The sequence below is a fragment of the Halopseudomonas sp. L-58 genome (genome assembly GCF_056859475.1).
Window position 1 is genome coordinate 33,866 of the sequence record NZ_JBSXON010000043.1, and the last position, 14,305, is coordinate 48,170.

16 protein-coding genes are annotated in these 14,305 nt (G+C 63.5%); 7 read left to right on the plus strand and 9 right to left on the minus strand.

Features of this window, described 5'->3' with window-relative positions; all coding sequences use genetic code 11:
- The first annotated feature begins 7 nt into the window (after positions 1–7).
- The 6 genes from AC13EY_RS04595 to AC13EY_RS04620 are packed head-to-tail and all read left to right on the plus strand — an operon-like array spanning position 8 to position 5,001.
- A complete protein-coding gene (locus AC13EY_RS04595; protein WP_432569328.1) occupies positions 8–1,015 on the plus strand; it encodes a formamidase in 1,008 nt (335 codons plus the stop codon).
- 3 nt (positions 1,016–1,018) lie between these two features.
- A complete protein-coding gene (gene biuH, locus AC13EY_RS04600) occupies positions 1,019–1,708 on the plus strand; it encodes a biuret amidohydrolase (RefSeq protein WP_482875978.1) in 690 nt (229 codons plus the stop codon).
- Positions 1,709–1,710: 2 nt separating this feature from the next.
- Positions 1,711–3,252: an ABC transporter ATP-binding protein gene (locus AC13EY_RS04605; RefSeq protein ID WP_482875976.1), complete on the plus strand. Its 1,542-nt coding sequence runs from the start codon at positions 1,711–1,713 to the stop codon at positions 3,250–3,252.
- Positions 3,249–3,923 (plus strand): cysteine hydrolase family protein, encoded by a 675-nt coding sequence (locus AC13EY_RS04610; RefSeq protein ID WP_482875975.1) that lies wholly within the window; start codon positions 3,249–3,251, stop codon positions 3,921–3,923. Before AC13EY_RS04605 ends, AC13EY_RS04610 begins: the two co-directional genes overlap by 4 nt.
- Complete coding sequence (gene hpxZ / locus AC13EY_RS04615; protein WP_482875974.1) at positions 3,916–4,308, plus strand: oxalurate catabolism protein HpxZ; 393 nt, start codon at positions 3,916–3,918, stop codon at positions 4,306–4,308. The genes AC13EY_RS04610 and hpxZ overlap by 8 nt, the downstream gene beginning before the upstream one ends.
- A gap of 6 nt (positions 4,309–4,314) precedes the next feature.
- Positions 4,315–5,001: a GntR family transcriptional regulator gene (locus AC13EY_RS04620; protein WP_482875973.1), complete on the plus strand. Its 687-nt coding sequence runs from the start codon at positions 4,315–4,317 to the stop codon at positions 4,999–5,001.
- A gap of 66 nt (positions 5,002–5,067) precedes the next feature.
- On the opposite strand, the gene atzD is transcribed toward AC13EY_RS04620, so the two are convergent.
- From atzD to AC13EY_RS04665, 9 genes are read right to left on the minus strand one after another with little or no spacing between them, the layout of a single operon-like run.
- Positions 5,068–6,162: a cyanuric acid amidohydrolase gene (gene atzD, locus AC13EY_RS04625; RefSeq protein WP_228244850.1), complete on the minus strand. Its 1,095-nt coding sequence runs from the start codon at positions 6,160–6,162 to the stop codon at positions 5,068–5,070.
- Between the two features lie 36 nt (positions 6,163–6,198).
- On the minus strand, positions 6,199–6,624 hold the full coding sequence (locus tag AC13EY_RS04630; protein WP_228244851.1) for a DUF3830 family protein: 426 nt from the start codon (positions 6,622–6,624) through the stop codon (positions 6,199–6,201).
- Between the two features lie 14 nt (positions 6,625–6,638).
- Positions 6,639–7,238 (minus strand): LOG family protein, encoded by a 600-nt coding sequence (locus AC13EY_RS04635; RefSeq protein ID WP_228244852.1) that lies wholly within the window; start codon positions 7,236–7,238, stop codon positions 6,639–6,641.
- Entirely contained in the window at positions 7,235–8,017 is a 783-nt protein-coding gene (locus tag AC13EY_RS04640) for an ABC transporter permease (RefSeq protein WP_228244853.1), read from the minus strand. The genes AC13EY_RS04635 and AC13EY_RS04640 overlap by 4 nt, the downstream gene beginning before the upstream one ends.
- A complete protein-coding gene (locus AC13EY_RS04645) occupies positions 8,014–8,883 on the minus strand; it encodes an ABC transporter ATP-binding protein (protein WP_228244854.1) in 870 nt (289 codons plus the stop codon). The genes AC13EY_RS04640 and AC13EY_RS04645 overlap by 4 nt, the downstream gene beginning before the upstream one ends.
- A 59-nt stretch (positions 8,884–8,942) precedes the next feature.
- Complete coding sequence (gene allB, locus AC13EY_RS04650) at positions 8,943–10,391, minus strand: allantoinase AllB (protein WP_228244855.1); 1,449 nt, start codon at positions 10,389–10,391, stop codon at positions 8,943–8,945.
- Between the two features lie 9 nt (positions 10,392–10,400).
- Complete coding sequence (locus AC13EY_RS04655) at positions 10,401–11,192, minus strand: SDR family NAD(P)-dependent oxidoreductase (protein WP_228244856.1); 792 nt, start codon at positions 11,190–11,192, stop codon at positions 10,401–10,403.
- 16 nt (positions 11,193–11,208) lie between these two features.
- A complete protein-coding gene (locus AC13EY_RS04660; protein WP_228244857.1) occupies positions 11,209–12,252 on the minus strand; it encodes an ABC transporter substrate-binding protein in 1,044 nt (347 codons plus the stop codon).
- A 2-nt stretch (positions 12,253–12,254) separates the two neighbouring features.
- On the minus strand, positions 12,255–13,052 hold the full coding sequence (locus AC13EY_RS04665) for a cysteine hydrolase family protein (protein ID WP_228244858.1): 798 nt from the start codon (positions 13,050–13,052) through the stop codon (positions 12,255–12,257).
- A gap of 267 nt (positions 13,053–13,319) precedes the next feature.
- On the opposite strand from AC13EY_RS04665, the gene AC13EY_RS04670 reads away from it, so the two are divergent.
- Positions 13,320–14,219 carry a LysR family transcriptional regulator gene (locus AC13EY_RS04670; RefSeq protein WP_228244859.1) on the plus strand — a complete coding sequence of 300 codons (900 nt, stop codon included), beginning with the start codon at positions 13,320–13,322 and terminating at the stop codon, positions 14,217–14,219.
- Positions 14,220–14,305: the final 86 nt, after the last annotated feature.

Genomic DNA, 14,305 nt, shown 5'->3' on the forward strand with positions numbered 1-14,305 from the left:
GCTAACTATGTCCAGTGGTCTGGGTGGTCTCAACAAGTCGCCGAACGGCGTTGTCATCGGTCTGGCGCAACTGGCGTTGCCTGATCCGCATACCCGCGCAGAGCTGTGGGAGCAGACCCAAAAGGTCGTTGCCATGGTCGGCAAGGCGCGTCGCAGCGTCGCCGGTATGGATTTGATCGTGTTCCCGGAATACTCGCTGCACGGCCTGTCGATGGATACCTCCGACGACATCATGTGCACCCTCGACGGGCCGGAAGTAGCCGCGCTGCGTCAGGCCTGCGTCGATAACGCGATCTGGGGCTGCTTCTCGATCATGGAAGCCAACCCCAACGGCAACCCCTACAACAGCGGTATCATCGTCAACGATCAGGGCGAGATTCAGCTGTATTACCGCAAGCTGCATCCGTGGGTCCCGGTCGAACCGTGGGAGCCGGGCAACCTGGGTATTCCGGTTTGTGACGGGCCCAAGGGCAGCAAGCTGGCGCTGATTATCTGCCACGATGGGATGTTCCCCGAGATGGCCCGCGAGTGCGCTTACAAGGGCGCGGAGATCATGATTCGCACCGCCGGTTACACCGCGCCGATTCGCCACTCCTGGCAGATCACCAACCAGGCCAACAGCTTCTGCAACCTGATGCAGACCGCCAGCGTCTGCATGTGCGGCTCGGACGGCACCTTCGACTCCATGGGCGAGGCCATGTTTGTCGACTTTGACGGCACGCCGATGGCGGTCGGCGGCGGCCGCGCCGACGAGATTGTCAGCTGTGAAATGCGCCCAGACCTGGTGCGCGAGGCGCGCATTCACTGGGGTGTGGAGAACAACATCTACCAGTTCGGCCACCGCGGCTATACGGCCGTCAAAGGTGGCGCGCAGGATGCGCCCTACAGCTACATGCACGACCTGGTTGCCGGCAAATACCGCCTGCCTTGGGAAGACGAGGTGGTGCATACCGACGGCACCTCCTGCGGCTTTGACACCCCTGAACGCACCTTTCAACCGGCCGAGGACAACTGAGCCATGAGCGAACGTTATCTGCAGTCTGCGCCCTATCCCTGGCCCTACAACGGCAACCTGACGCCTGAGAACACTGCGCTGATCGTGATCGACATGCAGACCGACTTCTGCGGCAAGGGCGGTTATGTCGACTCGATGGGCTACGACCTGTCGCTGACCCGCGCGCCGATCGAGCCGATCAGTCGGGTGCTGGAGGTGCTGCGCGAGCAGGGCTTCTGGATCATCCACACCCGTGAAGGGCATCGCCCTGATCTGTCTGATCTGCCGGCGAACAAGCGCTGGCGTTCGCAGCGCATTGGCGCCGGTATCGGGGATACCGGCCCATGCGGGCGCATTCTGGTACGTGGGGAGCCGGGCTGGGAGATCATCCCGGAGCTGGCGCCGATCGACGGCGAAATCATTATCGACAAGCCGGGCAAAGGCTCGTTTTGCGCCACGGATCTGGAGTTGATCCTGCGTACCCGTGGCATCGAGAACATCATTCTGGCCGGCATCACCACGGACGTCTGCGTGCACACCACCATGCGTGAAGCGAACGACCGCGGCTTTGAGTGCATCCTGCTGGAAGACTGCTGCGGCGCGACCGATCACGCCAACCACCTGGCGGCGCTAAGCATGGTCAAGATGCAGGGCGGCGTGTTTGGCGCTATTGGCGATTCGGCCATGCTGCTCGACTGCCTCAAGCGGGGGTGACTATGCGCGCCCTGAGTCTGGAAACCATCGGCGCTGGCAAGGTATTTGGCAGCTTTCGCGCGCTGGATGACGTCTCCATGCAGGTCCGTGCCGGCACTGTCCACGCGTTGCTGGGTGAGAACGGCGCGGGCAAGAGCACGCTGGTCAAGGGCATCGTCGGTTATGGCCCGCTGGATGAGGGCAGTGTGCTGGTGGGCGGCCGGGAGCAGAGCATCGCCTCGCCCCGTGATTCGCACGCGCTGGGCATCGGCATGGTGTACCAGCACTTCACCGTCGCCCCCGGCCTGAGCGTGGCGGAAAACCTGGTGCTCTCGCGCGGCGAGCTGCCCTGGGCGATTGACTGGAAACAGGAGCGCGCAGCGCTGGCGGCCTTTATGGCGCGCATGCCGTTCAAGCTGGATGTTGAGCGCGCGGTCAGCTCGCTGGCCGCTGGCGAAAAGCAGAAACTGGAAATCCTCAAGCAGCTGTATTTGGATCGGCGGTTCATCATTCTCGACGAGCCCACCTCGGTACTGACGCCGCAGGAGGCCGAGGAAGTATTGGGGCTGATGCAGCAACTGGCGCATGCCGGCGAGCTGTCTGTGCTGATGATCACCCACAAGTTTGGTGAGGTCATGCGCTTTGCCGACGACGTCACGGTGCTTCGGCGCGGCAAACTGGTCGGCAGCAAGGCGGTGGCCGATACCGACGAGGCCGAGCTGTCAGCCTGGATGATGGGCGAGAACCGCGAACAACAGACTGCGCTGGAGCGGGTGGAGTATCTGGCCGAGCGCACGCCGGGGCTGGAGGTCAGTAACCTGAAGGTTGCCAATGACCGTGGCACCCTAGCGGTCAAGGGCGTTTCGCTGTCGGTGCTACCGGGCGAAATCGTCGGTATCGCCGGCATTTCCGGCAACGGCCAGCGCGAGCTGACCGAAGCCCTGCTTGGCCAACGCCCGACCAGCTCGGGTGAGGTGCGCGTCAATGGCCGGCCCTACGCTGCCAGCCGCGTCGAAATGCAGCGGGAAAAGGTCTACAGCCTGCCGGAAGAGCCGCTACGCAACGCCTGCATCGCTGGCATGAGCGTGGCGGAGAACCTGGCCCTGCGTGACTACGACCATGCTCCGCTGTGCCGCAGTGGCTGGCTGATCAACCGCCGGGCCATTCGGGAGCGCGCGCGCGAGCTGATCAGCCGCTTTCAGGTGCGCCCGGATGATCCGGACCGGCCCATCGGCACGCTGTCTGGTGGCAACGTGCAGCGCGCCGTGCTGGCCCGCGAGCTGACCGAGGATGTAGCGGTGCTGATCGTTTCCAACCCGGTGTTCGGCTTGGACTTTGCGTCTGTGGCGCTGATTCACCGGCGCCTGCTGGAGGCGCGCAACCGTGGCGCCGCCGTGCTGCTGCTCAGCGAAGACCTGGATGAACTACTGGAGCTATCGGACCGGATTCTGGTTATCCACGACGGCGAAATAAACCACGAAACCGTCCCCGCAGCGGCCGAGCGTCAGGTGCTTGGCCGCTATATGGCCGGTACCGAGCAAGCGGCTCAGCAGGTGGCAGGATGATTGAGGTAACAGCGGTACCCGACACCTTTGCCTTTGACCCCGAGCGTACCGCGCTGGTGGTCATCGACATGCAGCGCGACTTTATCGAACCCGGCGGCTTTGGTGCGGCGCTGGGTAACGATGTCACACCGCTCGCGGCTATCATCCCGGCGGTGCAGCAGCTGCTGGACATCGCGCGACAAGCCGGTCTGCTGGTGATTCATACCCGTGAGTCGCACCTGCCGGACTTGTCTGACTGCCCACCCGCCAAGCGCGCTGGTGGGCCGGCTGGCATACAGATTGGTGATGTTGGTCCCATGGGCCGAATTCTGGTGCGTGGCGAGCCGGGCAACCAGATTCTGGAAGCGGTTGCGCCGCTGGCCGGCGAGTGGGTGATCGACAAACCGGGCAAGGGCATGTTCTACGCCACCGGCCTGCACGAGCGACTGCAACAGCAGGGTATCGACAGCCTGATCTTTGCTGGTGTGACCACCGAAGTCTGTGTGCAGACCAGCATGCGTGAGGCCAAAGATCGCGGTTATCGCTGCCTGCTGATCGATGAGGCGACAGAGAGCTATTTTCCCGAATTCAAACAGGCAACGTTGGCCATGATTACCGCCCAAGGCGGGATTGTTGGCCGTGTTGCCCACCTGCAGCAGCTGCAGGCAAGCCTTGGAGTGAGTAATGACTGAAATAAACCTGCCCTACGTCGTGCGTGAAGTCACCGAGGCCTTTATCGACTACGAGCGGGCGCTACTGGTCAACGAAATGGACACCCTGGACCACTACTTCTGGGACAGCGAACATACCGTGCGCTACGGCGTGGCCGAGAACCTCTACGGCGCCAAGGCGATTGCCGATTACCGCCGGGTGTGCGTGCCGGTTGGCCCCGGCCGCGAACTCTACAACACCGTGGTCAGCACCTTTGGTGAGGATTACGCCACCGTCAGCACCCAGTTCCGCGACGGCGAGACCGCCCGCGTTGGCCGTCAGATGCAGACCTGGGCGCGAATTGACGGGCGTTGGCAGGTGGTTGCCGCGCATGTCAGTATCGATCTGTCTTCTCTTCAGGAATAAGCGCACATGGCGCAACTGCAGGCAGTTTCCCTGGCCGATCAGGTATACCAGCGGGTCAAGCAGGACATCTTTGACTTTGTTCTGCTGCCCCACGACCGCTTCAGCGAGAACCAGATAGCCGAGCGCTATCAGGTCTCACGTACGCCGGTGCGCGATGCGCTGTATCGGCTAGAGCGCGAAGGCTATCTGGAGGTGGGGCTGCGCCGGGGCTGGTCGGTCAAGCCGCTGGACTTTGAACGAATCGATGAGCTGTACGAGGTACGTATCACTCTGGAGTGCGCGGCACTGGACAGGCTCTGCGCTGCCGCCGATATCCAAGACCGGCTGCAGCCGCTCTGCGCTACCTGGATGGTGCCGGCCGATCAGCGCGAAGACGGCATGCAGATCATGGCCGAGCTGGATGAACAGTTTCATTGCGAGCTGGTGCGCATTGCCGGCAACGGTGAGGCCGCGCGGATGCATCAGGAAGTGTGCGAGCGCATCCGTATCGTGCGTCGTCTGGATTTCTATCAGGCCCAGCGCATCGAAAAAACCTACGAAGAACACGCCCTGATTCTGCAGGCCCTGCTCGAACGCCAGCGCGATGTGGCTCAGCGCCTGCTCTGCACGCATATCGAACAAAGCCGCCAGTCGGTGCACAAGATCAGCCTGTCGATGCTGGAAGCCGCCCGGCGCAGCTATCGCGCCGGCTGAAGTACAGTCTTTAGCGAGTACAACAAAGCCCAGCATCTGCGGGGCTTTGTCGTTTCTAGCGCAGCTTTACGGGTGCAGAATCAACGCCAGCGGGCCGCCGCCGTTGGGCCCCTGATGCTCGGCGCCGCCAGACACAAACAACCGGGTGTCGCCGAGCCTGCCGGCCAGTACGCCGCCAACCAGCGAGCGGGCGTGGCGCGAGCCGTTGATGTCGCTGTCGTCGCTCATCACGTGGCGATTGCCGCGAATCTCACCTGACGCTGAGGGCTCGGCCTTGACCAGCAGGCCGGTCAGGTTGTCGGGCGTGATGGTCAGTTGCGCGCCACCGGGCATGCTGGCCAGGGCGCGGTCGATGGCGGCGGTATCCAGAGCGTCTTCCATGACCGCGTGGCCGATGCGGTAGGCCGGGTCCCAGCCGGCGGCGTTGCCCAGCACCAGCACTTCGTTACGCAGCAGCTCGATACCGGCCGAGGTGCTGGCGCGGGTGGAGTAGAGGGACCAGTCGCTGCAGATCTTTTCGTTACTCAGCTGCTCTGCCGTCAGGTCGCCCAGCGCTACGGCCACGCCCAGTGCTGAGGCACCGCGCGAATAGCCCATCGACTCGTAGGTGTCGTGGCAGGCAGTAGTGTGCCCGCGCGAGGCCGCTTCGCTGATGCGCGAGGCGGTCAGCAGCGGGCATTTGATCTGCACAAAGTGCACATCATCTTCGCGCTCGATGCCGGCGCTTGCCATGGCGCGGCGTACCGCGTCGCGGGTCTCCATGACCTGTTCCAGGCGGCCGATTTCTTCCGGTTTGAAGTCGCGGGTAAAGGCAACGCCGGCCGCCAGGCCAGGCAGGCTGTAATCGGCGTTCTGCTCGCTGCTGTCGACTTCAAATACCAGCCAGTGCGGGCTCAGACCGCCTTCGGTGCCACCGGACATGACAAAGGCAATACGCTCCTCAACCTTGGCTTCCGACAGGGTCAGTTGCTGGGCAAAGAAACGGCGCAGGGTGCTGGTCGCAAAGGCGCGGGTAAAGTCGTTTACGCAGCCGTTGCCTTCGGTCTTGCCGAGCACGGCAATGACGCGGGTGGGGTCGATCTGGCCGTTGCTGATGGCCTGGGCCAGGGTAGAGATGTCGTCTGGCGAGCTGGCGCTCAGACGGGTGACGCGCGTTTTCATGGGCAGTACCTTTTCAAATAGGTCCGGTCAGATGGATCAGACGAGTTCGAAACTGATGTCCTGAGCGCCCTCCCAGAGGGTCTTCAGGCCGAGGGCGCGCAGGTTCTCACGGCCCTCGATGATGGTCAGAAAGTGGTTGCCGGCCAGCTGCCCGAGCTTGCTGGAGAAGCTGCAGGCGCCGTAGGCCATGATGATCTCGGTCTCGCTGTAACCACCGGGATAGAAGAGCACGTCGCCAACCGAGGGGTGGCTGGTGTGGTTTTCAAAGCCGATCGGCTGCTCGCCGTTTTTGAGCTGATAGTCGCCCAGCGGCACCCAGGCGCCTTCACCGCTCCAGCGTACGTGGATCAGTTTCTGGCGGTAGGGCAGCAGCTTGAGAAAGGCAGCAACGGTGTCGGGGGCGTCGGGGTGGCATTCGGCAACAAAGTCGAAGCCGCCGGCGCTGATCTTGATGCGGGTCATAGGGTTTCCTTGGGTCAGGAGCCGGGCTGGCCGATCCATTTGGTGACGGTTGGCGCTTGCCACTGGTCGATCTGCTCAAGCGCTTTGAGCGGGTCGGCTTCAAGAATCAGCATGTCGCAGTGCTCGATCTTCATGAAACCTTCGGTCGTGGCGTGCAGCAGCAAGGCGCGCAACGGGGCAAAGAAGTCGCGCACGTTGAGGCAGGCCAGCGCCTTCTGATGCTCGGCCAGCTGGGTCAGGGTGGCGACCTCAAACAGCTCTTCCAGCGTGCCGAGGCCGCCGGGCAGGGCGACAAAGGCATCGGCCAGCTCGGCCATGCGTGCCTTGCGCTCGCGCATACCGGAGACCACCTCATGACGGGTCAGGCCCGGATGCAGGTGGCCGCGCTCACGCAGGCGCTCGGTGATGACACCGATGACCTCGCCGCCGGCGTCCAGCGCAGCATCGGCCACCACGCCCATCAGGCCCTTGGTGGTGCCGCCGTAAACCATGGTCTGACCGCGTTCGGCAATCGCCTGACCCAGTTTCTTGGCCTGTTCGATGTAGTCCTCATGGCTGCCGAAGTTGGAGCCGGAAAACACGGCAATGCTGTTAATTGATGGATTGCGGTTCATGCGGCCTCCGAGCCTTTTCCACGTTGGGTCCAGCTGGTGAAACGGTTTTCAAGCAGTGCCGAGACGGAGTACAGGGCGACGCCCAGGGCAGCCAGAATGAACAGGCCGGCGAACACCAGGGGTACGTCGAAGTTGCCGCTGGCAATCATCATTACGTTGCCGATGCCTTTGTTGGAGGCCACGGTTTCTGCCAGCACGGTGCCGATGAAGGCCGAGGTCAGGGCGATCTTCAGCGAGGCAAACAGATAGGGCAGGGTGCGCGGCAGGCCGACGTTCCAGAGAATGTCGCGCTTCTTGGCGCCGAGTACGCGCAGCACGTCTTCCAGCTCCGGCTCGGTGGTTGCCAGACCGGTTGCCACGTTGACCACCACCGGGAAGATCCCGATGACCATCGAGGTCAGAATCGCCGGGATGGTGCCCGAGCCAAACCAGACCACGAAGATTGGCACCACAGCGACCTTGGGAATGCTGGAAAAGCCGACCAGCAGCGGATAGGCGATGTCGTAGGCGACCCGAGAGGAGCCGATGATCACGCCGATCAGCAGGCCAATAAACACACCGAGAAAGAAGCCGATCAGGGTGGTCATCAGTGTTTGCTGGGTGTGCGGCCAGAGGATCGGCATCTTGTCGATCAGCACTGCTGCGATCTGGCTGGGTACCGGCAGTACCAGCTCGGAAACCCCGAGCAGGCGGCACAGCACTTCCCAGAGCAGAAAAAAACCAATCATCGCGGAGAACGACAGCAGGTTGCGCCGCCAGCGCGGCATGGGCTTGTTCATACGGATACCTCTTCAAGCGGACGGCGGGCCTCGGAGCTCTGCGTGCTGCCGGGGGAACGCGCCTCGGCAATGCTCATGCGCAGTTGCTGCACCAGAGTGGTGAAGTCCGGCTGATAGCTGGATTCCAGCGTGCGCGGTCGGGCGAAGGTCACGCGCTGGTCTTCGATGATGCGGCCGGGGCGTGAACTCATGACGCAGATGCGGCTGGCCAGATAGGCTGATTCACGCAGGTCGTGGGTTACCAGCAGCACGGTCGGTCGGCGGTTGATCCACAGGTCTTGCATGGTGTCCCACAGCTCTTCGCGGGTGAACTGGTCGAGTGCGCCGAAAGGCTCGTCGAGCAACAGGATGTCGGGCTCATGCACCAGCGCTCGACACAACGACGCCCGTTGCAGCATGCCGCCGGACAGCTGCCAGGGCCGCTTGTTGCCAAACCCGGCCAGACCGACCTGCTCCAGCAGTGCCTCGGCGCGTTCGCGGAACTCGCCCTTGCGCTTGCGGCGGTAGTCCTGGCGGAACGGCTCGACGATCTTCAGCGGGATCATTACGTTATCCAGAATACTCAGCCACGGCAGCATGGTTGGGTTCTGGAAGGCCAGGCCGAGCCGCTTGGCGTGACTGCCAATGGCGCCTACTTCACGGCCACCGACAATCGCAGCACCGGCGGTCGGTTCCAGCAGGCCGGCGACCAGTTTGAGAATGGTGGACTTGCCGCAGCCGCTGGGACCGACCAGCGCGACGAAATCGCCCTTGTCGATGCGCAGGGTGGTGTTGTCCAGTGCAACGACATTGCCGCCGTAACGCACGGTCACGTCGGACAGCTCAATCATCGGGCGCTGGGCACTGGCTGATGGGGTGTCAGTCATGGGTTGCTCCTGTTGCACGTCCCCGGCGTCGAGCGCCGGGGTTGTCATGGGCCAGCGGCTCACCGCCGCGGCTCTGCGGTCGGGCGCACACCCTCGGGTGTACTCAGGATCGCGCTGGTGTAGTGCTCGGTGTTCTGTGGACGCGGCGTTGGCATCTGCTGGATGGTTTTGACCGAACGGCCCCAGCCAGCGGCCTCGGTGACCAGTTCGCCGTTACGCATAACGAACTTGCCGCGCACCAGCGTATGCAGCGGGTAGCCCTTGACCGGGCGACCATGCCAGGGCGAGATCTTGCTGGTGCTGTGCAGCTGGTTTTCCGAGAGGATGCCGCTGCGCTGCATATCGACAATGGCGATGTCGGCATCGGCGCCGGGGGTGATCACGCCCTTCGTGCCGTAGATGCCCCAGGCCTTGGCCGGGCTGACGGAGCTCCAGCGCACGTAGTCCATCAGGCTGGCGCGCTCGCGGTTCACCTCGGTGAGCATCAGCGCCATCTGCGTCTCGATGCCGGGGAAGCCGCAGTCACACTCCCAGATGTTCTCCCGGGTCTTTTCTTCCGGGGCGTGCGGCGCGTGGTCGGTGGCGATCATGTCGATGGTGCCGTCCATCAGCGCATCCCACAGCGGCTGGTTGTGCCGGGGTTCGCGGATCGGCGGGTTCAGGCGCAGGATGCCGCCCAGCCGGTCGCTATGGTCGGTGTTGAGCAGCAGGTACTGCGGGCAGGTCTCAACGGTCACGTCCACACCGCGGCGCTTGGCTTCACGAATCAGAAACAGCGAGTCGGCGGCGCTGTGGTGGGCAATGTGCACGCGCGCGCCGGTCCACTCGGCCAGGGTCAGCACGCGGCCGATGGCCTCGATCTCGGCCACCACCGGGCGCGCGGCGAGGTGCGCCAGGGCGTCGATACGCCCGGCTTCCTGCATGCGCTTCTGGCGACGGGAGAGAATGGACGAGTTTTCCGCGTGTACCACGGTACGAATACCCAGTGGCGCCAGCTTCTCGAAGCCTTCCAGCAGTGCGCCGTCGGTGGGCGCCGGCAGGTTGCCGAAGGTATTGCCGACAAAGGCCTTGAAGCTGGTGCAGCCGGCGTCGATCAGCTCTTCCAGATGGCCGACGGTGTCGTCACCCAACAGGCCGTGGATGCCGTAGTCGACGTAAGAGGATTCGGCCGCTTTCTGCTTCATGCGCAGGGCTTCGATAGTGCCGGTCGGCGGGTTGGTGTTGGGCATGTCGAACACGGTGGTCACGCCACCGCAGGCGGCAGCCGCCGAGCCGGTCTTCCAGGTTTCCTTATGGGCGTAGCCCGGATCGCGGAAGTGCACATGGCTGTCGATGGCGCCCGGTAGCAGATAGAGGCCGTCTGCCTGGACGACTTCGCGTGCCGACGGCATTAGCTCGTCGCGGCCCACGGCAACGATCTTCTCGCCGTCGATGGCAACGGATGCCTCGATTATCTGGTGGTCTGATACCACGCGGGCACCACGAATCAGCAGGTCAACTTGGTTCATCAAATACTCCTAAAGCATGGCCCAGCCGCCATCGACCGGGAGGTCGACGCCGGTGATCTGGCGGGAGACGTCGCTGCCGAGAAACAGGCAGGCATTGGCAACGTCCTGGTCGGTGGAAACGCGCTTGAGCGCGTAGTCGGCGGCGTGGCGGGTGGCCGCTTCCTCCGGGCTGATATCCAGCTGGGCGGCCATGTTGGCGCACACCTTGTCGCGAAAGCGCGGGCCGTCAACCATGCCGGGGGCGACGCAGTTGACGTTGATACCGTGCGGGCCGGCCTCCAGCGCAAAGCTCTTGGTGATGCCGCGCAGGCCCCACTTGGAGGCGGAATAGGCCATGCGGCCAGCACGACCGCGCATGCCGAAGGTGCCGCCAACGTTGACGATCTTGCCGCTGCCTTGCTCGATCATCGCGGGCATCACTGCGCGCATGGTGTTGAAGCAGCCGGTCATGTTGAGCTGAACGATCTCATCGAACTCGCTCTGGGTGGTCTCCCAGCCGGTCTTGCCGATCGGGCCAGAGCCGCCGGCCACGTTGACCAGCACGTCGATGCGGCCGAAGCAGTTCAGTGCCGCGGCCGCAAGGGCCTCGGCATCGGTACTGCGGGTCATGTCGCAGCGCACTACTTCTACCTCACTGCCCAGCTCGGTGACTTCCCGGGCGACTGGGGCGATGGCGTCCAGATCGCGCCCGGCCAGCACCAGTCGGGCACCTTCGCGGGCGAAGGCGAGGGTGATGGCCCGGCCCATACCTTTGGCCGGGCCGGTGATGACAACGACTTTGTCCTGCAGATCAAGATTCATCAGTATCTCCCGTCGCTCACAGTTCGCTCGGGCGGTCTGCCCGGGCCGGCAGGAAGCTGCGGTCGAAGATCTGGGTCGGGGCCGGTGCGTTCTCCAGCTGGTTGGCCTTGACCACGATGTCGATGTTCTGCTGCAGGCGGTCGTCGCTGACGTCACCCAGGCCGATGTCGGCGATTTCCGGGTGGCTCATGTCGTTGCGCACGGTGGTCAGCATCTTGTCGGTCTCGACCGCGCGGTTGAGCAGCGGCTCGCGGCGCATCAGCGCGTCGATGGCTTCTTCGGGGTTGGCCACGGCGTCCTGAATGGCCTGGTTGATGGCGGCGACAAAGCCACGCACGGCCTCGGGGTGCTCGGCGATGAACTCCTGGGAGAAGAAGATCGAGTTGGAGTACAGGTCCATGCCGTGGTCGCCGTAGCGAATAAAGCGCAGTTCCTCGTCCGGGTTGATGCCCATGCCCTTGGCGCTGAAGCTGATGGTGGTGATGTAGCCGAAGGCGGCGTCAATCTGGCCGCGCATCAGCAACTGCTCACGCAGGTTGGGCGCCATGTTGTTGATGGTGACCTTGGACTGGTCGATGCCGGTCATCTCGGCAAAGGCCGGGAACAGCTTCAGGGCGGCGTCGTTAGCCGGGGCGCCGACGATCTTGCCTTCCAGATCCTGCGGCTCGGTGATCGGGCTGTCGCTCTTGACCGCAATCACGAACGGCGGGGTGTTGTAGATCATGTAAACGCCCACCGGCGCACGCTCAGGCTGGGTCGAGGCCAGCTGGATCAGCGCGTTGGTGTCACCAAAGCCCGCGTCGTAGACACCAGAGGCGACCTTCGGAATGGACGCAGCAGAGCCTTCGCCCTGATCGATGGTGACGTTCAGGTCGTGCTCCTTGAAGTAGCCCTTGTCTTCGGCTAGGAAGAACCAGGCCTGGGCACCTTCGTATTTCCAGTTCAGAACCAGATCGATATCGGTTGCGGCCTGCGCGCTGGCGGCGGCGAATAGCCCCATGCCGAGGCTAAGGGCTGTGAGGGTGTTGGCCAGACGTGGCCGGCGGATTTTTGCTGACATGTTCAAGACTCCTGATGGTGTGATGCGATGGCGGTATTCAGCGCAGCGGCCGTGGCAACAAAGCCGTGGCACTGCGCAACAAGAAAGTGGATGGCGCGGCTGACGTAGGCCGGCGATGGGGTAGAGCAGGCGTCGCGCAGCAGCACGCAGTCGTAGCCGAGAAAGGCCGCGTCCTGCAGGGTGGAAAAGACACAGCGGTCGGTGTTGATACCCGCGAACAGCAGGCTGGTGATGCCCTGGCCGCGCAGGATGCTGTCCAGCTCGTTATCCCAAAAGCCGCTCAGGCGGTGTTTGCAGACCTGAATATCGGCGGGCTCGGGCGGCAGTTCGCTGATCACCTCGGCGCCCCAGCTGCCCTGCACCAGTGCCGGGCCGTGGTCGATCGGCGAGTGCTCGCCATAGCCCACCTCGCCCGCGCCGCGCTTGCCGACAAAGTGCACCACCGGCGGCAGGTTCAGGCGGTCGGCGCGGATGCCCCAGTTGAGCCAGACCACGCGCCCGCCAGCCTGGCGCCAGGCTGGCAGCAGCTTGCGCAGCGGTGCGATGGGGCGCCGGGTGGCGCGCATGCTGGCGCCTTTTTGCGCGAACCAGCCCTCGGGGTGGCAGAAGTCGTTCTGCATGTCGACCACGACCACGGCGCTGGTGCTGATGTCCAGCTCCAGGTTGCCCTGATCACTGCCGAACAGCAGCGGCTGCGGGGTATGGGCTGGACGCAGCAGGCTTGTCACACCGTAGTGTCGGTGCCAGGCATTGTCCGGGTGAGGGCCGTAGGCCTCGGTGTCGTCGGTGGTCTTTTTCATGCTGGCAGACGATGCAGTACACATGCCATCGGTGACTATCAAATGTCACCTTTTAACGTGCATTGCGTTGCCGTTTCGGCAACGGTTATGCTGCAGCACATATACCGGGCGGCTTGCCGGTCATCGACTTGCTGCGCGCCCAGTTCAAGGGCTCGGGCTTGGCGGCGGTCTGGGTGAGGTATGCATGGATGGCGGGTGCGATCGCGCGGCACCGGCTGCACTCATGCTGTGCGGTTTGCTGCACTGTGACGGTGCTCAGGAGAAGCTATGAACCACCTGCGTTTTTTGCACTATCTGGATGAAGTGGCCCGGGTGGGGTCGATTCGCCAGGCCGCCGAGCGTCTGCACGTGGCGCCCTCGGCGGTTAATCGGCGTATTCAGGATCTGGAGGATGAGCTGGGTACGCCGCTGTTCGAGCGCCTGACCAGGGGCATGCGCCTGACCGCGGCGGGTGAGCTGTTTGTGCAGTACATCCGCAGCCGCGCCGCGCATCTGGAGCAGGTGCGCTCGGAGATTGAAGACCTGCAGGGCCTGCGCCGTGGTCGTGTGCGTATCGTGGTCAGCCAGGCGGCAGCCGGCAGCTACCTGCCCAAGCGTATTGCCGGCTTTCGCCAGCAGCATCCGCTGGTGGAGTTTCAGGTCCAGGTGGGCGATCACCATCGGGCATTGGATGCGCTGCGCAGCTTTGAGTCTGATCTGGCGCTGATCTTTCATCTCACCCCGGAGACCGACATCCAGCGCATGCATGAGCTGGTGCAGCCGCTGTGCGTGGTCATGCACCGAGACCATCCGCTGGCGGCCCAGCCGGGCGCCATCAGTCTGCGACAGTGTCTAGATTACCCTGTGGTGCTGCCCAGCCGGGAAACCGCCGGCCGCCAGCTGCTGGATACCTATCTGGCACGGCGTTCGATCAAGCTGCGGGCACTGGTTGAGAGCAACAGCTTCGAATTTCTGCTGGGCTATCTACGCTATGAGCAAGCGCTGAGTTTTCAGATCCAGATTGGCGTGCCGCTGGCGGGTGAGGAACTGGTCAGCCGCGAAATCGCCGACCGGGGCTTTCCGGCGGCCAATCTGGTGCTGGCCTCGCTGCAGAACCGCCAACTGCCGGTTGTTGCCTATGCTTTTGCCGACTATTTGTCTGCAGCGCCCAAGGAGGATGCACATTGAATAGCGAAGCAACGGGCATCATATCGGATGAATGATGGAACATAGCGTTCAGCAGGGGATGCTTGCTGCACTGACACCGACCTCCT

Coding starts and splice junctions, on each gene's coding strand:
- AC13EY_RS04595 (WP_432569328.1), top strand. CDS start 8: ATGTCCAGTGGTCTGGGTGGTCTCAACAAGTCGCCGAACGGCGTTGTC.
- biuH (WP_482875978.1), top strand. CDS start 1,019: ATGAGCGAACGTTATCTGCAGTCTGCGCCCTATCCCTGGCCCTACAAC.
- AC13EY_RS04605 (WP_482875976.1), top strand. CDS start 1,711: ATGCGCGCCCTGAGTCTGGAAACCATCGGCGCTGGCAAGGTATTTGGC.
- AC13EY_RS04610 (WP_482875975.1), top strand. CDS start 3,249: ATGATTGAGGTAACAGCGGTACCCGACACCTTTGCCTTTGACCCCGAG.
- hpxZ (WP_482875974.1), top strand. CDS start 3,916: ATGACTGAAATAAACCTGCCCTACGTCGTGCGTGAAGTCACCGAGGCC.
- AC13EY_RS04620 (WP_482875973.1), top strand. CDS start 4,315: ATGGCGCAACTGCAGGCAGTTTCCCTGGCCGATCAGGTATACCAGCGG.
- atzD (WP_228244850.1), bottom strand. CDS start 6,162: ATGAAAACGCGCGTCACCCGTCTGAGCGCCAGCTCGCCAGACGACATC.
- AC13EY_RS04630 (WP_228244851.1), bottom strand. CDS start 6,624: ATGACCCGCATCAAGATCAGCGCCGGCGGCTTCGACTTTGTTGCCGAA.
- AC13EY_RS04635 (WP_228244852.1), bottom strand. CDS start 7,238: ATGAACCGCAATCCATCAATTAACAGCATTGCCGTGTTTTCCGGCTCC.
- AC13EY_RS04640 (WP_228244853.1), bottom strand. CDS start 8,017: ATGAACAAGCCCATGCCGCGCTGGCGGCGCAACCTGCTGTCGTTCTCC.
- AC13EY_RS04645 (WP_228244854.1), bottom strand. CDS start 8,883: ATGACTGACACCCCATCAGCCAGTGCCCAGCGCCCGATGATTGAGCTG.
- allB (WP_228244855.1), bottom strand. CDS start 10,391: ATGAACCAAGTTGACCTGCTGATTCGTGGTGCCCGCGTGGTATCAGAC.
- AC13EY_RS04655 (WP_228244856.1), bottom strand. CDS start 11,192: ATGAATCTTGATCTGCAGGACAAAGTCGTTGTCATCACCGGCCCGGCC.
- AC13EY_RS04660 (WP_228244857.1), bottom strand. CDS start 12,252: ATGTCAGCAAAAATCCGCCGGCCACGTCTGGCCAACACCCTCACAGCC.
- AC13EY_RS04665 (WP_228244858.1), bottom strand. CDS start 13,052: ATGAAAAAGACCACCGACGACACCGAGGCCTACGGCCCTCACCCGGAC.
- AC13EY_RS04670 (WP_228244859.1), top strand. CDS start 13,320: ATGAACCACCTGCGTTTTTTGCACTATCTGGATGAAGTGGCCCGGGTG.